At 61.9% G+C, this 19883-nt stretch carries 17 protein-coding genes; 11 read left to right on the forward strand and 6 right to left on the reverse strand.

What is annotated here, in order from left to right; genetic code table 11:
- Nucleotides 1-107: 107 nt before the first annotated feature.
- Nucleotides 108-959, reverse strand: coding sequence for a formyltetrahydrofolate deformylase (gene purU, locus EGJ86_RS23645; RefSeq protein WP_125836841.1), 852 nt, complete (start codon nt 957-959; stop codon nt 108-110).
- A 296-nt stretch (nt 960-1255) separates the two neighbouring features.
- Here purU and mvaT point away from each other — a divergent pair, with 296 nt between their 5' ends.
- Entirely contained in the window at nt 1256-1630 is a 375-nt protein-coding gene (mvaT, locus tag EGJ86_RS23650) for a histone-like nucleoid-structuring protein MvaT (RefSeq protein WP_099525718.1), read from the forward strand.
- A gap of 184 nt (nt 1631-1814) precedes the next feature.
- On the opposite strand, the gene sbcB is transcribed toward mvaT, so the two are convergent.
- Entirely contained in the window at nt 1815-3263 is a 1449-nt protein-coding gene (gene sbcB, locus EGJ86_RS23655; protein ID WP_125836842.1) for an exodeoxyribonuclease I, read from the reverse strand.
- A gap of 181 nt (nt 3264-3444) precedes the next feature.
- On the opposite strand from sbcB, the gene EGJ86_RS23660 reads away from it, so the two are divergent.
- From EGJ86_RS23660 to EGJ86_RS23695, 8 genes are all read left to right on the forward strand, one after another.
- The gene (locus tag EGJ86_RS23660) at nt 3445-4203 is read left to right on the forward strand and encodes a hypothetical protein (protein WP_106734441.1); all 759 of its coding nucleotides are present in this window, start codon (nt 3445-3447) and stop codon (nt 4201-4203) included.
- A gap of 232 nt (nt 4204-4435) precedes the next feature.
- Nucleotides 4436-5161 (forward strand): RDD family protein, encoded by a 726-nt coding sequence (locus tag EGJ86_RS23665; protein WP_125836843.1) that lies wholly within the window; start codon nt 4436-4438, stop codon nt 5159-5161.
- Nucleotides 5158-6135, forward strand: a complete 978-nt coding sequence (locus EGJ86_RS23670; protein ID WP_125836844.1) for a stage II sporulation protein M — start codon at nt 5158-5160, stop codon at nt 6133-6135. Before EGJ86_RS23665 ends, EGJ86_RS23670 begins: the two co-directional genes overlap by 4 nt.
- Nucleotides 6122-7708: a DUF4129 domain-containing protein gene (locus EGJ86_RS23675; RefSeq protein ID WP_125836845.1), complete on the forward strand. Its 1587-nt coding sequence runs from the start codon at nt 6122-6124 to the stop codon at nt 7706-7708. The genes EGJ86_RS23670 and EGJ86_RS23675 overlap by 14 nt, the downstream gene beginning before the upstream one ends.
- The gene (locus tag EGJ86_RS23680; RefSeq protein WP_125836846.1) at nt 7705-8886 is read left to right on the forward strand and encodes a DUF4350 domain-containing protein; all 1182 of its coding nucleotides are present in this window, start codon (nt 7705-7707) and stop codon (nt 8884-8886) included. The genes EGJ86_RS23675 and EGJ86_RS23680 overlap by 4 nt, the downstream gene beginning before the upstream one ends.
- Nucleotides 8883-9917 (forward strand): MoxR family ATPase, encoded by a 1035-nt coding sequence (locus EGJ86_RS23685; RefSeq protein ID WP_125836847.1) that lies wholly within the window; start codon nt 8883-8885, stop codon nt 9915-9917. Before EGJ86_RS23680 ends, EGJ86_RS23685 begins: the two co-directional genes overlap by 4 nt.
- A complete protein-coding gene (locus tag EGJ86_RS23690) occupies nt 9914-11245 on the forward strand; it encodes a DUF58 domain-containing protein (RefSeq protein ID WP_125836848.1) in 1332 nt (443 codons plus the stop codon). The genes EGJ86_RS23685 and EGJ86_RS23690 overlap by 4 nt, the downstream gene beginning before the upstream one ends.
- Before the next feature lie 244 nt (nt 11246-11489).
- Complete coding sequence (locus EGJ86_RS23695) at nt 11490-12071, forward strand: superoxide dismutase (protein ID WP_003462535.1); 582 nt, start codon at nt 11490-11492, stop codon at nt 12069-12071.
- Between the two features lie 66 nt (nt 12072-12137).
- On the opposite strand, the gene EGJ86_RS23700 is transcribed toward EGJ86_RS23695, so the two are convergent.
- Together EGJ86_RS23700 and EGJ86_RS23705 are read right to left on the reverse strand one after the other, a co-directional pair.
- Nucleotides 12138-12782, reverse strand: a complete 645-nt coding sequence (locus tag EGJ86_RS23700) for a hypothetical protein (RefSeq protein WP_125836849.1) — start codon at nt 12780-12782, stop codon at nt 12138-12140.
- A gap of 2 nt (nt 12783-12784) precedes the next feature.
- Nucleotides 12785-14080, reverse strand: coding sequence for an ammonium transporter (locus tag EGJ86_RS23705; RefSeq protein ID WP_125836853.1), 1296 nt, complete (start codon nt 14078-14080; stop codon nt 12785-12787).
- 296 nt (nt 14081-14376) lie between these two features.
- Between EGJ86_RS23705 and EGJ86_RS23710 the strand changes: the two genes are divergently transcribed.
- Nucleotides 14377-16437: a putative bifunctional diguanylate cyclase/phosphodiesterase gene (locus EGJ86_RS23710; RefSeq protein WP_372237988.1), complete on the forward strand. Its 2061-nt coding sequence runs from the start codon at nt 14377-14379 to the stop codon at nt 16435-16437.
- A 63-nt stretch (nt 16438-16500) separates the two neighbouring features.
- Here EGJ86_RS23710 and EGJ86_RS23715 read toward each other — a convergent pair whose 3' ends face one another.
- Together EGJ86_RS23715 and EGJ86_RS23720 are read right to left on the reverse strand one after the other, a co-directional pair.
- Entirely contained in the window at nt 16501-17406 is a 906-nt protein-coding gene (locus EGJ86_RS23715; RefSeq protein ID WP_125836851.1) for a GIDE domain-containing protein, read from the reverse strand.
- Nucleotides 17407-17416: 10 nt separating this feature from the next.
- Nucleotides 17417-17989: a LemA family protein gene (locus EGJ86_RS23720; protein ID WP_074917075.1), complete on the reverse strand. Its 573-nt coding sequence runs from the start codon at nt 17987-17989 to the stop codon at nt 17417-17419.
- A 190-nt stretch (nt 17990-18179) separates the two neighbouring features.
- On the opposite strand from EGJ86_RS23720, the gene EGJ86_RS23725 reads away from it, so the two are divergent.
- The gene (locus tag EGJ86_RS23725; RefSeq protein ID WP_125836852.1) at nt 18180-19517 is read left to right on the forward strand and encodes an imelysin family protein; all 1338 of its coding nucleotides are present in this window, start codon (nt 18180-18182) and stop codon (nt 19515-19517) included.
- The last annotated feature ends 366 nt before the right edge of the window (nt 19518-19883 follow it).

Here is a 19883-nt window from a genome sequence, read left to right on the forward strand (position 1 = left end):
CGTCTTGCTCATGGTGTCTCCGGTTCGGAGCGACAGTGTCGCTCATGAGTCGGTTACACAAAAATTCGTACACCCTCACGAGCATCGGGCCGGCCCACACAGCAAGATCAGTCGAACACCACCGTCTTGTTGTCGTGCACCAGCACTCGGTCTTCCAAGTGATAGCGTAGCCCACGCGCCAGCACCATCTTCTCCACGTCCTTGCCCAGGCGCACCATTTCCTCGATGTCGTCGCGGTGAGTCACGCGGACTACATCCTGTTCGATGATCGGGCCGGCATCCAGTTCTTCGGTAACGTAATGAGATGTTGCACCGATCAGCTTCACGCCACGCAGCGAGGCCTGGTGATAGGGCTTGGCGCCGACGAACGAGGGCAGGAAGCTGTGGTGAATATTGATCACACGCTGAGAGAACTCGGCACACAGCGCCGGCGGCAAGATCTGCATGTAACGCGCCAGGACGATGACATCGGCCTGATGCTCTTTGACCAGCCGCTCCACCTCGGCGAAGGCCGGTGCCTTGTCCTTGGGATCGACCGGAACATGGAAGTACGGAATGCCGTGCCACTCGACCATGCTGCGCAGATCGTCATGATTGGCGATCACGCAGGGAATCTCGCAGTCGAGTTCATTGCTGTGCCAACGATGCAGCAGATCGGCCAGGCAGTGCGACTCGCGACTGGCCATCAGCACCACGCGCTTTTTCTGCGCCGAATCGGTGATACGCCACTCCATGGAGAACTCACGGGCAATCGGCGAGAACGCCTGCTTGAAACCATCCAGATCGAACGGCAGCGAGTCGGCACGAATTTCGTGGCGCATGAAGAACCAGCCACTCTGTGTGTCGGAGTGGTGACTGGCTTCGGTAATCCAGCCGTTATAGGTGGCAAGGAAATTACTGACTTTGGCAACGATACCGACGCGGTCAGGGCAGGAGATGACTAATCTGAACGTGCGCATAACTAAAACCCCAATGGCGGCGCAAAAGTCGGCCATTCTAACGATATGGCGAAAAAACTGCAGCAGCCACGCACCTGCAACAGCCCGCGACTGAGCACCCAGAAAGCGCACTATTTGAGCGCACGGAAAACTTCATGCCCTAGTTGCAATTGCCGATTTAATTTAGGCCTGAGCGACACATAGGGTTGCATTGCATTTCGGTAATTTTGTGGCCTGCTGTTTACTTGTTATAAGTGCGTGACTATTATTGGATCACTGTTGACTACCACAGATTTATTCACGCCAAGGTAATGCCCATGTCGCTGATCAACGAATACCGCAACATCGAAGAAAGCATCAAAGAGCTCCAAGAGCGTCTGAAGAACATGTCGCAAGACGACAAGCTGAAGAAAGAGCTGGAATTCGAAGGCAAGCTGCGCACCCTGATGGGCGAATATCAGAAGTCGCTGCGTGACGTCATCGCCCTGCTCGACCCTGAAGCCAAAAGCGCTAAAGGCGTACGCGCCAGCAAGCCTGCTGCTGCCAAGCGCGCACGCAAGGTCAAGCAGTACAAGAACCCGCACAGCGGCGAAGTGATCGAAACCAAAGGCGGTAACCACAAGACGCTGAAAGAGTGGAAAGCCAAGTGGGGCGCCGACGTCGTCGAAGGTTGGGCCACTCTGCTGGGCTAACTCCTGAGCGACACCCAAAACGCCAGCCATGCTGGCGTTTTTTATTGCCGATGTTTTTTCAGAAGTAGCCGCTCCAGGTAATTGCTTGCATTAGCAGTAATGCTGAAGGAGCGAGAAGTTCCCGCCCCCCTGTTTTTCTTACCGCGCACAAAAAAGGCCATCGCCTCAGTGCATGTTGCCCGCTTTAAACGCCTGCGGGATTGATAGCGAAACGTGCCTGCAGCGCCTGCGCATACGTCTGCCACTGCTGCAAAAGTTGCAATTGGCTTGGGCTGCAGTCAGCGCGCAACTGCTCCAACGTTGCGTGAAATTGCGTCAGAGTATTGGGGGCACCGAACTGCGGATCGTTCAGACGCTGCCGGCAGAACTCTGCCCAGCGCTGCGATTCAGCTGCTGATAGACTGGCGGGGAAATTGCGCGCGCGATAACGGAACAGCAACTCTGGCAGCCGGGCATCATCGAATGGCCACTTTTTGTCGTTGGCCAATGCGTCGGGTTGAGCGTTACGCACCTGCTCACACAAACGACGGTCACGGTCACCGATAAACCCATCGTACAGCTGTTGCTCGGGGTCGTTACTGCCCGCGAAAGCCTCTTCACGGTAAATCACCGCTAACTTGTCCTGCCAAAGCGGCTGTTCATTTTTCAGCACTTCGACATTACGCTCACAACTCGACCAGTCCAGCTGCAAACGCTGTCGATCCACCTCGCGCAGTACCGAAAGCGGCGCCACGACCGGACAGCGATTGATGTGCAGCAGCTTCAGCGGCACCGGCAACTCGCCCTCGGCGAGATCCTCACGGCGCGTGTAGAGACGACTACGCAGCGTGTCGGCATCCAGACTCAGCAAGGGTGACAGATCGGCCTGCAGATCACAGACGATCAGCGCATTGCGGTTGCGCGGATGCCAAGCCAAGGGCAATACGGGCGCCAGATAATGACGTGCCGCAGAGAAGCGTCCGGAAATGTGCAACAGCGGCTGCAGCAGTCGAATCTGATCCAGCACTCGCTGCTTGCTGCGCAGTTGGTAGAGAAAGTCGTAAAGCTTTGGCTGGCGCTCACGCAGCAGCCGTGCCAGGCCAATGGTGGCGCGCACGTCGGACAGCGCGTCATGCGCCTGGCCATGATCGATGCCATTGGCCTGGGTCAGCCGCTCCAGCTTGAGCGAGACCCGCCCCTCCTCCTCAGGCCACTCGATGCCTTCGGGACGCAGCGCATAGGCCGTGCGTACCAGATCGATCAGGTCCCAGCGGCTGTTGCCGCCCTGCCACTCGCGCGCATAGGGGTCGAAGAAGTTGCGATAGAGGCTGTAGCGCGTCACCTCGTCATCGAAACGCAAGCTGTTGTATCCGGCGCCACAGGTGCCCGGTGCGGAGAGCGCGGCATGCACGCGGGTCATGAACTCGCCTTCGTCGAGCCCCAACTGCTGCAGGCGCTGCGGATCGATACCGGTCACCAGGCAGGCAGCCGGGTGCGGCAAGATATCGTCACTGGGGCGGCAGTAGATGTTCAGTGGCTCGCCAATCTCGTTCAGCGCCTCATCGGTACGGATGCCCGCCACCTGCAGCGGGCGGTCACACCGCGGATTGATACCGGTGGTCTCGTAGTCGTACCAGAAGATGCTGGAAGTCATTGGCGGCTCCGTACCCAAGGCAAAATTGCCGCCAGTCTATCATTCACCTCCGGCCTCGCCGCCGCCGGTAAAAGCATGAACCAGCGCACAGGTGCCGTATGAGCGGATGCGCTGCACTTGAGAAAAATGCTGTAACCATTAGCATTGGCATTTCTCTACCACTCTGTACAAGGACGCAGCCATGAGTGACGCAATCACCCCCAATCCCTATGCCGCCCCCACCAGCAACCTGCAACAAGTGCCGTCCAACCAGGTACCGAGCATCGAAGAAGCCCTGGCACGCGGCTATGACTTCAACATCGGCGACCTGCTGAGCGAGTCCTGGAGCAAGGTCAAAGGCACCAAAGGCATCATCATCGGCGGCTTTCTGGTGTTCTACGTGGTACTGCTGGCCGCCACGTTCATCCTAGGCGGCGTAGTGGGTATCTTCGGCGCGCTGAGCGATAGCATCGCCCTGATGTTCATCGGCGAGATCCTGATTTCGCTACTGGCATCGGCCCTGGCCTACCCCTTTATGGCCGGCATCAACATGGTCGGCATTCGCCGCGCCGCCGACCAACCGCTGAACTTCAACGAAATCTTCAGCCACTTCGGCCGCACCGTGCCGCTGATCATCACCGCCGTGGTGATGATGCTGCTGATCTACCTCGGCATGATCCTGCTGCTGATCCCCGGCATCTATCTGGGCGTGGCCTACCTGCTGGCTGTGCCGCTGGTAGTCGAGCGCGGCCTGTCGCCCTGGCAGGCGCTGGAAGCCTCGCGCAAAGCCATCACCCAGCACTGGTTCAAGGTCTTCGGTCTGTTCATCGTGCTCGGCCTGATCGTCATGGTCAGCGCCATCCCGCTGGGTATCGGCCTGGTGTGGAGCATCCCGCTGATGGTAGTGGCCATGGGCGTGCTGTATCGCACCATCTTTGGCGTGCTGCCTGCCGCCCAATAACAGGCCGCTGAAAAACTACCTGCGTTGGCAATACTGCGTTAAAAACGATCTCAAAATGCTCATTTACAATACGTAAACTCCGCTTTTTCGATCGTTTTTGCCTTGTCTTGCCTACCTCGCCTACGTTTTCAACGGCCTTATAAGCCGACGTGACTCGGGCCAGTTCGCTGGCCCGGTTGCGTTCGTGGCCCGCTGCTCGCTAGCATCGGGCTTTCATTGATGCAGTCCGCCGATGCCCTCACGCTCAAGCGCCAGCTTTTCATCTCCACTGCCGCCCCTGGATACTCGCTATCAGGTCGAAACGCCGGAAGGTATCGATCTGCATCTGCGACCAGCCGGGCTGGTCCCGCGCGCCCTGGCGTTCGCCATCGACCTGGCCATTCGCGGCCTGATCCTGAGCGCGACGTTCATTGTGCTCGGCCTGCTTGGTCAGTTCGGCATGGGCCTGGGCACCATCCTGCTGTTTCTCGTGACCTGGTGGTACATGGTGCTGTTCGAGGTGCTCAACCAGGGCCGCTCTCCCGGCAAGCAGATGCTTGGCCTACGCGTGGTGCACGATGACGGTACGCCCATTGGCTGGGCCGCATCGCTGACACGCAACCTGCTGCGTTTCGTCGATATCCTGCCGTTCGGTTACACCCTGGGCATCATCAGTTGCCTTAACCACCCGGCCTTCAAGCGCCTTGGCGATATCGCTGCCGGCACGCTGGTGGTCTATCGCGATGCGCCACTGAGCAAACCGCTACTCGCCGACGCAGAGCCGCTGCCAGCGCCCTTCCCGCTCAACCTTGACGAGCAGCGCGCCGTCCTCGGTTTTGCCGAACGTGGCGGGCAACTCTCCGCAGCGCGCCGCGCCGAACTGGCGGCGCTGCTGGCCGAGCCACTGCAAGTGCCTGCCGAACAGGCCGAACCGCGCCTCAACGGCATCGCACGCGGCCTGCTGGGAAGTGCACCGTGAAACAGAGCCTGTTCGAAAGTCGCCACCAGCCGGATTGGGATGCCTTCAACAGCCAACTCGAGGCGCTTGAGCGCGGCAAGTCCAAAACGCAGTCCTACCATGGCTTCGCCGCCAGCTACCGGCAGCTTTGCCAGCATCTGGCGCTGGCTCAGGCGCGCGGCTACAGCAGCCACCTGATCGACCAGTTACAGCAACTGGCGATGCGCGGCCACCAGCAGTTCTACCGCCATCGCAGCCACCTTGGCGCGCAGATGATCCGCTTTCTGTTCGGCTTCCCGCGCCTGGTACGCAGCGAGTGGCGCAGCGTGTGCGTGGCCAGCCTGCTGTTCTTCGGCAGCCTGGGATTGATGGGGCTGCTGACCTATCTCTATCCCGAGCTGATTTTCAGCCTGGTCAGCCCCGACCAGGTCAGCGAAATGGAAGGCATGTACGATCCCGACGCGCGACGTCTCGGCCGCTTCAGCGAACGCGGTTCGGGCGACGACTGGGTGATGTTCGGCTTCTACATCATGAACAACATCGGCATCGCCTTTCAGACCTTCGCCAGCGGTCTGCTGCTGGGTCTCGGCAGCCTGTTCTTCCTGCTCTTCAACGGCCTGATGATCGGCGCAGTGGCCGGCCACCTGACGCGCATCGGCTACGGCGAGCCGTTCTGGTCCTTCGTCATCGGTCATGGTGCCTTCGAGCTGACCGCCATCGCTTTGGCGGGCGCAGCCGGTTTCAAGCTCGGCTGGGCACTGCTAGCACCCGGCCGCCTGCCCCGTGGCGAGGCCTTGCGCCTGGCCGCTGGCAAGGCGATACAACTGGTGGCCGGAGTGATTCTGTTCCTGCTGCTGGCCGCCTTCATCGAGGCGTTCTGGTCATCCACCACCTTCGCCAGCCCGAACATCAAGTACGCCGTCGGTGCCGGGCTCTGGGTGCTGGTGCTGAGTTATCTGTTGTTGGCCGGGCGGAGGCAGCATGCGACTGACTGAAGCCAGCGTCGCCATCCGTCCGCGCAGTGCCTGGGAAGCCATCGACCTCGGCGTGCTGCTCGCCCGTCGTCATGCCGGCCTGCTGATGGCCAGTTGGGCACTGGTCACCCTGCCGCTGTTCGCCCTGCTCTGCGCATTGCTCTGGCAGTATCCGGGTTGGGCCATCTTCCTGTTCTGGTGGCTCAAACCCGCCTATGAACGGCTGCCGCTGTACATCCTCTCGCAAGCCCTGTTCGGCAATACGCCCTCGCTGAAGCAATCCCTGCGGGCCCTGCCGAAACTATTGTGGCCACAATTGCTGGCCAGCCTGACCTGGCGCCGACTGAGCCCGACACGCAGCTTCGATCTACCCGTGTTGCAATTGGAGGGCCTGGCCGGGCAGGCGCGCAGCCAGCGCCTGGTAGTGCTCGGCCAGCGCGACAGTGCCGCCGCTACCTGGCTGACGCTGGTGGGCATGCACCTGGAAGTCGCTCTGTGGATGGGCCTGGTCGCCCTGTTCTATCTGATGCTGCCACAACAGGTGGAGCTGAACTGGACCTGGGAAAGCATGATCGCCGCCAGCAGTGGCCAATGGCTGTGGCTGGAGCACCTGTCCAACCTGCTTTACGTGCTACTGCTGATCATCTGGGAGCCGGTCTACGTCGCCTGCGGCTTCACGCTCTACCTCAACCGCCGCACCGCCCTGGAAGCCTGGGATATCGAGCTGACCTTCCGCCGCCTGCGCCAACGCCTGACCGGCAGCGCCTACGCCCTGTTGCTCGGTTGCGCCGTATTGCTGACGCAGCTGCCAGGCGACGCTTGGGCCGACACGCAACCAATCGTCAGCGAAGACGTTGAGCAGGCCGACCCGCAAGGCCCCGAGGCACCACGCCTGCTCCAGCAGCCGCTGAGCAGCCAGGCCGCGCGTGAAAGCATCGCAGCGCTGCTCGACGAACCGCCCTTCCAGCACCGCGAAACCGTCACGCGCTGGCGCCTGGGCGAAGAAAAACCCGCTGAGGAGCCCAAACCGGAAGACGTCGAAGCCTTCCTCGATATGCTCAAGAACCTGCTCAAGCTCGGCGAATGGTGGAAAAGCCTGGATGTCGTCGCGCAGATCTTCGAAGTGCTGCTGTGGACGGCGCTGGCCGCGCTGCTGGCCTTCGTTCTGTGGCGCTACCGCGAGTGGCTACAGGCCTTTGGCGAACGTATCGGCCTGCCGACACGACGCCGGCAGGTCGCGCCGCAACAGCTGTTCGGTCTGGAACTGGCGCCGGAGACACTGCCCGATGACGTCGCCAGCGAAGCCGAACGGCTCTGGGCCGAACAGCCGCGCGCAGCACTCGGTTTGCTCTACCGCGCCTTGCTCAGCCGGCTTTTGCACGAGCACCGTCTGCCCCTGAAACAGTCGCACACCGAAGGCGAAGTGCTACATCTGGTCGCCGGTCTTGGGCAGCAGAATCTGGAAGACTACAGTCGCCAGCTCACCCTACATTGGCAGGTCCTGGCCTATGGTCATCGCCTGCCTGACGAGTCACTGCGCCAGGGCCTGTGCCAGGGCTGGCGTCGCCTTTTCGGTCAGGAGCGTGCAGCATGAGTCGGCGCGCCGGTTTCATCCTCGCCATGGCCCTGCTGCTGGGCCTGGGACTGCTCGCCAGTTATGTGCTGGGCAAGCTCGAACCTTATGAGGACGTTGTCGAACACGGCCCTTCTCCCGAGGTTGCCAGCAGCCCTTACCTGGCGGCCGAACACTTCCTGCGCAAACAGGGCATCGCCGCTCGCCGCGCCGAAGGCCTGGATGTGCTGGACGGCCTGCCCAGCGAAGGTCAGACCCTGATGCTGCTGGCAGACCGCGGCAACATGACGCCACGCCAGGTCGAACGCGTGCTGCAATGGACGGCCAATGGCGGTCACCTGCTGTTCATCGCCGAACGCCTTTGGGACGAAGAGGAAGGCAAGAGCGGCGACCTGCTACTCGATCTGCTCGGCATCCAGCAATACATGAGTGACGACCTGGATGACGAAGAAGCCAGTGAGCCCGAGCCGGAAAACCAAGAGCACGAGGCCTACCCGCAACTCACCAAACTCTACCTGGAGAACGAGCAGTCACCGGCCTACATCGACTTCGACACCGATTTTCATCTGTACGACGCGCAGAACCGGGCGCACGCCTGGGCCAACAGCGACTCTGCCACGCACTTGCTGCAGCTTTACCACGGCGATGGTCTGATCACCGTACTGAGCGATCCGTGGATCTGGCAGAACCGCAACATCAACGAATACGACCACGCCTGGCTGCTCTGGTACCTGAGCCAGGACAGCGCCGTGACCCTGCTCTATCACGCCGACAGCGACGGCCTGGCCCGCCTGCTGCTGCGCCATTTCCCGTTGGCGCTGCTGGTGCTGGCGTTATTGATCATCGCCACCCTGTGGCACGTCGGCGTGCGCCATGGCCCACTGCAGGCACCGGCCAGCAGAGCCCGTCGCCAGCTCGAAGAACACCTGCGCGGCAGTGCCGACTTCCTCCTCCGTCGCAGTGGTCAGCACAGCCTGCTCAAAGGTCTGCAGCAGGACATCAATCGCCGCGCACGCCGCCGCCACCCCGGTTTCGAGAAACTCGCCGTCGCCGAACAATGGCAAGTGCTCGGTCGCCTGACCCGCCTGCCCGCCAAGAACATCAGCCAGGCCATGCGCCCACTGCCGCCGCAGCGCCTGTCCGCCAGTGACTTCACCCGCCAGGTCGCCCACCTGCAAACCCTCAGGAATGCCCTATGAGCGAGATCCCCGAGAACGACAACCTGCCGGTGCAGGAAACCCCGACCGCCGCGCCGAGCAACCCACAAGCGCAGCAGCGCCAGCGTGCCAGCCAGTTGGCCCAGGCCCTGCGCGCCGAGCTGCGCAAGGCCGTGATCGGCCAGAGCGCGGTGATCGACGATGTGCTCACCGCGCTGATCGCCGGTGGCCATGTGCTGGTCGAAGGTGTGCCGGGGCTGGGCAAGACCCTGCTGGTACGCGCCCTGGCGCGCTGCTTCGGCGGCGAGTTCGCGCGCATCCAGTTCACCCCGGACCTGATGCCCAGCGATGTCACTGGCCATGCCGTGTACGACATGCAGAGCGAGCAGTTCAAGCTGCGCAAGGGCCCGGTGTTCACCAACCTGCTGCTGGCTGACGAAATCAACCGTGCACCGGCCAAGACTCAGGCCGCCCTGCTGGAAGTGATGCAGGAGCGCCAGGTAACCCTGGAAGGTCGCGCCCTGCCCGTGCAGCTGCCGTTCATGGTGCTCGCGACCATGAACCCGATCGAGCAGGAAGGCACCTACCCGCTGCCGGAAGCCGAGCTGGACCGCTTCATGCTCAAACTGCGTATGGATTATCCGCAGCAGGACGAAGAGCTGAACATGGTGCGCCAGGTGACCCGCTCGGCCAAGTCCGACATGCTCGAAGTCAGCCCGCTGCGCACCCTGCTGCAAGCCAAGGACGTGCTGGCGCTGCAAAAGATCGCCAGCGATCTGGCCCTGGATGATCAGGTGCTCGATTACGCCGTACGCCTGGCCCGCGCCACCCGTAGCTGGCCGGGCCTGGCCATGGGCGCCGGGCCGCGTGCCTCGATCGCCCTGGTACGCGGCGCCCGTGCGCGCGCGCTGCTGCGCGGCGGCGACTTCGTCCTGCCGGATGACATCAAGAGCTGCGCCCTGGCCGTGCTGCGCCATCGCGTACGTCTAGCGCCGGAGCTGGATATCGAAGGCCTGTCGGTGGATCAGGTTCTGCAACAGTTGCTCGATCAGGTGCCGGCACCGCGCCTATGAAACCTTCGCGCCTGCTCCTCGGGCTGCTCGGCGGCCTGTTTGCCGCTGCCGTATTGCTCGGCGCCTTGCCCCTGCTCGGCATTCGCCTGGCAGACAGCCTGATGCCAGTGGCCTGGGGACTGTTGCTGGCGTTGCTGCTGATCGCCGCTGTCGACGCCCTGTGGCTGCGTAGTCAGCCATCACCGCGCCTGGAGCGCGTGTTGCCGGGTAATCTGCCGCTCGGGCGCTGGAGCGAGGTGCAACTGATCGTTCATCATGACTTTGCCCAAACCCAGGAAATCGAGGTCTTCGACCATGTGCCGGAAGGCATGGCCTTCGACTTCCTGCCACAACGCATCACCCTGCACCCGGGCCAGCAAACCCAGGCCAGCTATCGCCTGAAACCGCTGGTCCGCGGGCATTTCCATTTCGACCTGTGCGAGCTGAAGCTGCCCAGCCCGCTGCGCCTGTGGCAGGCCAAACGCCTGCTGCCGCTGGAAGGTGAAAGCCGCGTCTATCCGGATTTCGCGCGCCTCTACGGCGCACAGCTCAAGGCCGTGGATGACTGGCTGAGTCAGTTGGGCGTGCGCCAACGCCCGCGTCGCGGCCTGGGTCTGGAATTTCACCAGCTACGCGAATTTCGTGACGGCGACACCTTGCGCCAGATCGACTGGAAGGCCACTGCCCGCAAACGCACACCCATCGCTCGCGAATATCAGGACGAGCGCGACCAGCAGATCGTCTTCCTCCTCGATTGCGGCCGCCGTATGCGTAGCCAGGACGACGAACTGTCGCACTTCGACCCTGCGCTCAACGCCTGTCTGCTGCTCAGCTACGTCGCCCTGCGCCAGGGCGATGCCGTCGGCCTGGCAACCTTCGCCGGCAACCAGTCGCGTTACCTGGCGCCGGGCAAAGGCCCGGCTCAGCTGAACGTGCTGCTCAATGCCGTTTACGACCTCGACACCAGCCAGCAACCTGCCGACTTCAGCGCCGCCGCCGATCTGCTGCTGGCGCGTCAGCGCCGTCGCTCGCTGGTGGTGCTGGTGACCAACCTGCGCGATGAGGACGATCAGGACCTGCTCGCCGCCGTGCGTCGCCTGTCGCGCCAGCATCGCGTGCTGATCACTAGCCTACGTGAGGAAGCGCTGGACCGCCTGCGCCAGACGCCCGTAGAGCAATTCGATCAGGCCCTGGCCTACTGCGGCACGCTGGACTACCTCAACGCCCGCGCCGACCTGCACGAGCGCCTGGCCGCCCACGGCGTACCGGTGCTCGACGCCCGCCCAGGCGAACTCGGCCCGGAGCTGGTGAGCAGTTATCTGGCCTGGAAGAAGGCCGGCGCACTTTAAAGGTCTATTGGCGTTTGCGCACGGGCGCGCCGAAAGAAGCAACTGCTGGCGCCTCTGCTTGTCGAACCCAATGCTGCAGAGGCCCTGGCACCGGCTTTCCCACACAGATGTTGCGTGGTTATGGCCGTGGCCGGGTGCTATGATTCCGAGTCTGCGGCGCAAAGAGTACAAACTCGACGCCGCCCATAGGCCGCCCGTGATCGGCCTTGCGCATACCGCACACGACCTGAGTAGGAGATAGACCATGGCTTTTGAATTGCCGCCGCTGCCTTACGAAAAGAATGCCCTCGAGCCGCACATTTCTGCCGAGACCCTCGAGTTCCACCACGACAAGCACCACAACACCTACGTCGTGAACCTGAACAACCTGGTGCCGGGCACCGAGTTCGAAGGCAAGAGCCTGGAAGAAATCGTCAAGACTTCCTCGGGCGGCATCTTCAACAACGCCGCTCAGGTGTGGAACCACACCTTCTACTGGAACTGCCTGTCGCCGAACGGCGGTGGCCAGCCGACCGGCGCCCTGGCTGACGCCATCAACGCTGCCTTCGGTTCCTTCGACAAGTTCAAGGAAGAGTTCAGCAAGGTTTCCATTGGCACCTTCGGTTCCGGCTGGGGCTGGCTGGTGAAGAAAGCTGACGGTTCCCTGGCCCTGGCCAGCACCATCGGCGCTGGCTGCCCGCTGACCTCCGGCGACACCCCGCTGCTGACCTGCGACGTCTGGGAACACGCCTACTACATCGACTACCGCAACCTGCGTCCGAAGTACGTCGAGGCGTTCTGGAACCTGGTGAACTGGGACTTCGTCGCCCAGAACTACGCGGCCTGAATCTCAGCCCCGTAATGCGAAAACCCGGCCTTGATGGCCGGGTTTTTCGTTTCTGACACTGGCTATCTAGAGCAGTCGACGTGGTGAGAACTCCACCCCCTGCCCCTCCACACGATTGACCGCCTGACTCAGCACGCGATCGGCACGTACTGGCCCGAGAAACTCGCAGAGCCCGATATAGAGCAGGTTCAACAGCTTGCGCAGCTGCTCCAGCCCCAGATTGGCGATGCCGTCGCCACCACCCTGTTCCAACCAGATACGCAAGCGCGTCGACAGCTCGGAGCTCACCCCCATGCCGGCCAGGTTGCCGGCGGCAAAGCGCCTTAGCGCCGCCTGCTGCGTGCCATCGAGTTGCTCCAGCAACGCCTGGTTAAGGGCCAGAAAAGTCGCTTGCGCGGCGCTATCCGGAGTCGCCACCTGCCTTACGGCCTCATTGCGCCCCTGTCGCCAGGCGGCCAGTTGCTCCTCCGGGTCAGGCAACAGTTGCGAGGGTGGCCCCGTCAGGGCGCCGACCAACTCACGATACAGGCGCGCGCGTTCGAGCTTGCGCTCGGTACGTAGCACCACCTCGGCGAGAAACTCATTGAGAGCGAACGGCGGCTGCTCCGCGTACTTGTTCTCCCACAGCGCCAGCAATGGCCAGACTTCTTCATCCGAGAAGTGTCCGGCCAGGCCGGTATAGATCGCGCGACGACGCAGGCTCAATCTCATACTCAGCCCCTCCTCGACCATTGCTCGCTGTCGAAGGTCTGCGTCAGATTGAATTCCGGATAACCGACCTCAGCATGCTCGGCAAAATCCAGCCCACGCTGCTCATGCTGGGTCGAAACCCGCAGCCCCATGGTCTTGGCCAACAGTAAGTAGAACACCAGGGCAACCGGAAAGGCCCAGAGAAAGGCAGCCGCAGCGCCCAATGCCTGCACCGCGACACGCTCCCAGTTGAACAGGTCACCCTGATAGAACAGACCCGCAGCCAGGGTGCCCCAGATGCCGGCGAATCCGTGGACTGGAATCGCACCGACCACATCGTCGAGCTGCAGGCGATCGAGCAAACGCATGCCGTAGACCACGACAAACCCGGCGATCAGACCACTGAGCAAAGCGAAACCCGGTGCCATGCTGGCGCAGCCGGCGGTGATGCCGACCAGCCCGCCAATCGAGCCATTCACCGTAGTGGTCAACAGTACCGGGCTGGCCGTGCTGCGCTGCGCCAGCAGAGCGCCGAGCGCGCCAGCGACCGCTGCCAGATGCGTATTCAGGGCGATCAACCCGAGACTGCTGCTGACCTCCAGGTTGCTGCCAGCGTTGAAGCCGAACCAGCCTACCCAGAGGATGAAGCCGCCCAATGCCACCAGCCCGAGGTTGTGCCCGGGAATCAAACGCGCCCTGCCATCAGGTGAGAAACGCCCGAGGCGCGGGCCAAGCACCAGAATCCCAGCCAGCGCGCACCAGGCACCGATGCTGTGTACCACGGTCGAGCCGGCAAAATCGATGAAGCCGAGCTTGGCCAGCCAGCCCTGGCCGCCGTACAAACCACCCCACACCCAGCTGCCGAATATCGGGTAGATCACACCGCTGATCAGCACCGCACCGATCAGATAGGCGCCATACCGCGTGCGCTCGGCCATGGCACCACTGGCGATGGTCGCAGCGGTGGCGGCGAACATCATCTGGAACAGCAGGAAAGTGTAGTCCCAGGGCTCGCCGTCATTCGGTGCGAAATGACTCATGCCGAACCAGCCAGTGACATTGGCACCGAACATCAGGCCGAAGCCGAACAGCCAAAACACGATGCCGCCAAAGCAGCAGTCCATGTAGTTCTTCATCATCACGTTGACCGCGTTCTTGGCCCGCGACATACCGCTCTCCAACAGGGCGAAACCCGCCTGCATGAAGAACACCAGCACGCTGGCCAACACCAGCCAGGCCGTATTGGCGGCCTCTTCGCTGGCAGCATGGGCCTGTGGGGCAAAGCTGACAGCGACGAGCAACAGCACGAGCGTTTTCATCACGAATCCCCTCCCGGTCGATGCCCGGCCTTCGCAACTCTTGTGCCAGCGGCCAAGCAGACGGCAGGTGACGCGTCAAAGGCGTAACAACGACGGACGGTCAATATGACCAAAGGTATTCAAGTACGGCGCAATCGCACCGACACAGAGCAGTGAGTCGGCCTCCAAACAGCGATTCGCACCAGGAGCGTTCCTTGTGGGATAAATAGTGCCACCCGGCATGATGGCCCTTTGACGGCCAGGCCTAGATTGCCAATACTCTCGTCTGACTGACGCTGTAAGCATCGACATAAGGAATGCCTTTGAAGCTGGAATTGAAAAACAGCTTGTCACTCAAGTTGCTCCGCGTGGTGCTGTTGTCAGCACTCGTAGTAGGAGTGGTATTGAGTTGTGCGCAGATTGTCTTCGACGCCTACAAGACACGTCAGGCGGTGGTCAACGATGCCCATCGCATCCTCGGCATGTTCCGCGACCCTTCGACCCAGGCGGTATACAGCCTGGACCGCGAGATGGGCATGCAAGTGATCGAGGGGCTGTTCCAGCACGAATCGGTGCGTCACGCCTCCATCGGCCACCCTAACGAGCCCATGCTGGCGGAAAAATCCCGCGACCTGGCACAGATGCCGACACGCTGGCTGACCGACCCGATTCTTGGCCAGGAGCAACAGTTCTCTATCAAACTGGTCGGCCGAGGCCCCTACAGCGAATACTACGGCGACCTCAACATCACGCTCGACACGGCCCCTTATGGCGAGAGCTTCGTCACCAACTCGGTGATCATCTTCATCTCCGGCGTGTTGCGCGCCATGGCCATGGGCCTGGTGCTCTATCTGGTCTATCACTGGCTGCTGACCAAACCGCTGTCGAAGATCATCGAGCACCTCACCAACATCAACCCGGATCGCCCCAGCGAACACAAGCTGCCCATGCTCAAGGGCAACGAGAAGAACGAGCTGGGTTTGTGGATCAACACCGCCAACCAGTTGCTGGCCTCCATCGAGCGCAACACCCACCTGCGCCGGGAGGCCGAGAACAGCCTGCTGCGCATGGCTCAGTACGACTTCCTCACCGGCCTGCCCAATCGCCAGCAACTGCAACAGCAGCTCGATCAGATTCTCGAAGATGCCGGCCGCCTGCAACGCCGCGTCGCCGTGCTCTGCGTCGGCCTGGATGACTTCAAGGGCATCAACGAACAATTCAGCTACCAGAGCGGCGACCAGTTGCTGCTCGCACTGTCCGACCGCCTGCGCAGCCATAGCGGCCGCCTGGGCGCACTGGCCCGTCTGGGTGGTGACCAGTTCGCCCTGGTTCAAGCCGACATCGAACAACCCTACGAAGCCGCCGAACTGGCGCAGAGCGTACTCGACGACCTGGAGCTGCCTTTCCTGCTCGATCAGCACGAAGTGCGCCTGCGCGCCACCATCGGCATCACCCTGTTCCCGGAAGATGGTGACAGTACCGAAAAGCTGCTGCAGAAAGCCGAACAGACCATGACCCTGGCCAAGAGTCGTTCGCGCAATCGCTACCAGTTCTACATCGCCAGCGTCGACAGCGAGATGCGCCGCCGCCGTGAGCTGGAAAAGGATCTGCGCGATGCTCTGGCGCAGAACCAGTTGCACCTGGTCTACCAGCCCCAGATAGACTACCGCGACCACCGCGTGGTCGGCGTCGAGGCACTGCTGCGCTGGCAACATCCACAGCATGGTTTCGTGGCGCCGGATCTGTTCATCCCGCTGGCCGAGCAGAACGGCACCATCATTCCCATCGGCGAGTGGATTCTCGACCAGAGCTGCCGCCAGCTAAGGGAATGGCACGATCAGGGCTTCAGCAACCTGCGCATGGCCATCAACCTGTCTACCGTACAGTTGCACCACGCCGAGCTGCCGCGCGTGGTCAACAATCTGATGCAGGTCTACCGCCTGCCGCCCAAAAGCCTGGAACTGGAAGTCACCGAGACCGGCCTGATGGAAGACATCAGCACCGCCGCCCAGCACCTGCTCAGCCTGCGCCGCTCCGGCGCGCTGATCGCCATCGACGACTTCGGTACCGGCTACTCCTCGCTGAGCTATCTGAAGAGCCTGCCGCTGGACAAGATCAAGATCGACAAGAGCTTCGTGCAGGATCTGCTCGAAGACGAAGACGACGCCACCATCGTTCGCGCCATCATTCAGCTGGGCAAGAGCCTGGGCATGCAAGTCATCGCCGAAGGCGTGGAAACCGCCGAGCAGGAGGCCTACATCATCGCCCAGGGCTGCCATGAGGGTCAGGGCTACCTGTACAGCAAGCCGCTGCTAGCGCGCGATTTGACGCTGTTCCTCAAGCAGTCACGCCGCCTGAGTTCAGCCGCGACGCTCTAAACGTCAGCCACAAAAAACGCCGCGATTCGTCGCGGCGTTTTTGTTCGAGCCCGCCACCCCGGCTTACCAGTTCTGCACACCGAATAACCAGGCCGTGGCCAACGCACCGGCTAGGCACAGCACGGCGCCACCGGCGGCTTGCCAATAGAATCTGCGAGCCAGTTCGTCCTCACCGCTATTGGAGAGGATGAACGGCTGCCGTTCGCCAGGCTTGGCCATGTGATGCCGCGCCGGCTCGGATGCCTTTTGCCGATGGCGATCCTCTGCCTCCAGCTGCGCCGCCAGTCGCACGCGATTCCATTCCTGCTCGTCGAGCTCGCCGTTGCCGTCGCTGTCAAAACGCCGCAGCAGGCCGACGTAATCGCCCTTCCATTCACGGATCACTTCGCCCTGAGCGGCCTGCCTGTCGAACCCCTGCTGCGCAGCGCCACGGGTGCGAAAATCGCCGATGGCATACAGCGGCTGGCCAACGTGAAAGCGTTCCTCGCAGTAGCGATAACGCTGACCGCTGGTGAGAAAACCGAACAATCCGCTCTTGGCCGGGCCCAGCGGGTGCCGCAAGTTGCCTTCCCAGACGTCACGCACCGCCGCATGAATCTCGGCACCACGTGGGTCGATTAGGCATTCGCCGGTGCCATCGACCAGGCGTAACCAGGCATCGCTGGCGCCACTCTCGATTACCCGCCAGCTGCGCTTCTTGCCGCTGGAACGATATTCCTCGATACGAAAGCGCCACCATAGGCAGGGTTTGCCAGTCAGTGGCCCGCGCAACTGCATGTCCGGCAGGGCTTCGAGCACACCATAGAGCTCGACGTACCCCTGCGCCGCCGAGCGAATCTTCGAGGTCGGCGTGTCGAGCAGATGGCGCGCCTGCGACCAACCCCGCAGGCACCACCAGGCGCCGCCCAGGCAGGCGCCGATAGTGAACGTGAGCGTGAAAAAGAAGCCGAAGGGGTCGACCTGCATCATCGGCTGACGCTCAATTGAATAGCGACTTCATATCTACATCGGCTTTTTCCGCCTCGCTGAACACCAGCAACTCGGCAGCCTGGAAGTTGAACATGCGCGCGATGAGTACATCGGGGAACTGCTCGATGCGCACGTTGTTGAGGTTGACCGCCTCGTTGTACAGCTCGCGGCGGTCGGCGATACCATTTTCCAGGCCGCTGATGCGTTGCTGCAGGTGCTGGAAGCTGTCGTTGGCCTTCAGCTCGGGATAGTTCTCGGCAAGCGCGAATAGCTGGCCGAGGCCCGCGCGCAAACCACTCTCGGCCTTGCCCAGAGCGCCGACATCATGTTGTTCGCGAGCACTGGCAACGGCGCTACGCGCTGCAATCACCCGCTCCAGGGTCGAGCCTTCATACTGCATGTACTGCTTGCAGGTTTCCACCAGCTTGGGCAGTTCGTCATGCCGTTGCTTGAGCAGCACATCGATGTTCGACCAAGCCTTGCTCACGCCATGCTTGAGGCGTACCAGCCCGTTGTACAACGACACCGCGTAGGCGCCGAGCAAGACGAGGACAACGATGATGATCACAGCGGTCAGGCTCATGCAGTTTTCTCCATGCAGAACTGCGAATCGGGTGCTGGCATTCTAACGGCAACAAGCTGGCTCGATAGCGATATCCCGCACAACGACAAATAATGGCCTTTACACATAATGCGAAACATTTGCATTATGTCGCAGTTTTTCAGGTACTACTGAGTACCGTCCACATTTCGTACATGCAAAGGACCCCGCCATGATTCGTATGCCTCTGGCCTCCGCCAGCCTGCTGGCCATCGCCATTTCCCTCGCTGGCTGCGGCGAAGACAAAGCCCCCGCGACCCAGGCAGCTGCTCCTGCTGCTGCCACCGAGAGCACGGCGCCAGCCACTGCGGCGAAGGTCGACGAAACAGCGGCGAAGGCCGTGGTCAATCATTACGCCGATCTCGCCTTGGCCGTATTCAGCGACGCAGCGAGCACCGGCAAGGCCCTGCAAAGCGCGGTAGACGCCCTGCTCGCCGACCCCAGCGAAGCGACTCTGAAAGCTGCGCGCGAAGCCTGGTTGGCCGCACGCGTGCCGTACATGCAGACCGAAGTGTTCCGTTTCGGTAACCCGGTGGTCGACGAATGGGAAGGTCAGCTCAACGCCTGGCCGCTGGACGAAGGCCTGATCGACTACGTGGCCGAAGACTACCAGCACGCTCTGGGCAACCCGGGCGCGCAAGCCAATATCATCGCCAACACCGAGATCCAGGTCGGTGAAGACAAGATCGACGTCAGCGAAATCAACGGCGAGCTGCTGGCCAGCCTGAACGAACTGGGTGGCTCCGAGGCCAACGTCGCCACCGGCTACCACGCCATCGAATTCCTGCTCTGGGGCCAGGACCTCAATGGCACCGAGCCGGGTGCTGGCGAGCGTCCCTACACCGACTACCTGGTGGGTGAAGGCGCTACCGGTGGCCACAACGAACGCCGCCGCACTTACCTGAAAGCCGCCACCGACCTGCTGGTCAGCGACCTGAACGACATGGTCGAGCAGTGGAAGGACGGCGTAGAAGGCAACTACCGCAGCGAACTGGTCGCCGATTCGCCCGACAACGGTCTGCGCAAGATGCTGTTCGGCATGGGCAGCCTGTCGCTCGGCGAACTGGCGGGCGAGCGCATGAAGGTCGCACTGGAAGCCAACTCCACCGAAGACGAGCATGACTGCTTCAGCGACAACACCCACAACTCGCACTTCTACAACGGTAAAGGCATTCGCAACGTTTACCTGGGCGAGTACAAGAAGGTCGACGGCAGCACCCTGACCGGCCCGAGCCTGTCCGAACTGGTAGCCAAGGCTGACGCCCAGGCCGACGCCACGCTCAAGGCCGACCTGCAGGAAACCGAAGCCAAGCTGCAAGCGCTGGTCGACAGTGCCGAGAAGAACAACGTGCACTTCGATCAGTTGATCGCGGAAGGCAACGCCGAAGGCCAGCAACTGGTACGTGACGCCATCGCTGCCCTGGTCAAGCAGACCGGCGCCATCGAACAAGCCGCGGGCAAGCTGGGCATCAGCGACCTGAACCCGGACACCGCCGATCACGAATTCTGATCGACATAACGGGCTGAAAGAGCCGGCGCCTCCGTAAGGAGCGCCGGTTTTTTTTGGCTCTTCGCATAGTTTGGTGAAGGTACGGATTGACACCGTACTGGCAAGTTTGTGTGCGTATCGCTTACTGACTTGGCACCATCCATTACCGCGTCTGCTGAACGTTTGGGTTGCGCCCCTTACGGGCGCCACACCTTTCTTGCTTGCCCAAGAAAGGTGTGCCAAAGAAGGGCACCCCGACATCCGGGTTTCGCTACGCGAAACTTCCCTCGCTCCGGTGCTGCTCCGGGGGCCGGACCGCGAGCTTGCGAAATCTCCGGAAGATCAAAGTCGGTAGCGTTTGGCTTTTGCTCTTCAACTGCGATGGTA

Source organism: Pseudomonas sp. o96-267, from assembly GCF_003935465.1.
GTDB classification, from domain to species: Bacteria; Pseudomonadota; Gammaproteobacteria; order Pseudomonadales; family Pseudomonadaceae; genus Aquipseudomonas; species Aquipseudomonas sediminis.

Bases quoted from the DNA above. Each gene is read 5' to 3' on its own strand.
- purU (WP_125836841.1), bottom strand. From the start codon at position 959: ATGCGCACGTTCAGATTAGTCATCTCCTGCCCTGACCGCGTCGGTATC.
- mvaT (WP_099525718.1), top strand. From the start codon at position 1,256: ATGTCGCTGATCAACGAATACCGCAACATCGAAGAAAGCATCAAAGAG.
- sbcB (WP_125836842.1), bottom strand. From the start codon at position 3,263: ATGACTTCCAGCATCTTCTGGTACGACTACGAGACCACCGGTATCAAT.
- EGJ86_RS23660 (WP_106734441.1), top strand. From the start codon at position 3,445: ATGAGTGACGCAATCACCCCCAATCCCTATGCCGCCCCCACCAGCAAC.
- EGJ86_RS23665 (WP_125836843.1), top strand. From the start codon at position 4,436: ATGCCCTCACGCTCAAGCGCCAGCTTTTCATCTCCACTGCCGCCCCTG.
- EGJ86_RS23675 (WP_125836845.1), top strand. From the start codon at position 6,122: ATGCGACTGACTGAAGCCAGCGTCGCCATCCGTCCGCGCAGTGCCTGG.
- EGJ86_RS23680 (WP_125836846.1), top strand. From the start codon at position 7,705: ATGAGTCGGCGCGCCGGTTTCATCCTCGCCATGGCCCTGCTGCTGGGC.
- EGJ86_RS23685 (WP_125836847.1), top strand. From the start codon at position 8,883: ATGAGCGAGATCCCCGAGAACGACAACCTGCCGGTGCAGGAAACCCCG.
- EGJ86_RS23690 (WP_125836848.1), top strand. From the start codon at position 9,914: ATGAAACCTTCGCGCCTGCTCCTCGGGCTGCTCGGCGGCCTGTTTGCC.
- EGJ86_RS23695 (WP_003462535.1), top strand. From the start codon at position 11,490: ATGGCTTTTGAATTGCCGCCGCTGCCTTACGAAAAGAATGCCCTCGAG.
- EGJ86_RS23700 (WP_125836849.1), bottom strand. From the start codon at position 12,782: ATGAGATTGAGCCTGCGTCGTCGCGCGATCTATACCGGCCTGGCCGGA.
- EGJ86_RS23705 (WP_125836853.1), bottom strand. From the start codon at position 14,080: ATGAAAACGCTCGTGCTGTTGCTCGTCGCTGTCAGCTTTGCCCCACAG.
- EGJ86_RS23710 (WP_372237988.1), top strand. From the start codon at position 14,377: ATGCCTTTGAAGCTGGAATTGAAAAACAGCTTGTCACTCAAGTTGCTC.
- EGJ86_RS23715 (WP_125836851.1), bottom strand. From the start codon at position 17,406: ATGATGCAGGTCGACCCCTTCGGCTTCTTTTTCACGCTCACGTTCACT.
- EGJ86_RS23720 (WP_074917075.1), bottom strand. From the start codon at position 17,989: ATGAGCCTGACCGCTGTGATCATCATCGTTGTCCTCGTCTTGCTCGGC.
- EGJ86_RS23725 (WP_125836852.1), top strand. From the start codon at position 18,180: ATGATTCGTATGCCTCTGGCCTCCGCCAGCCTGCTGGCCATCGCCATT.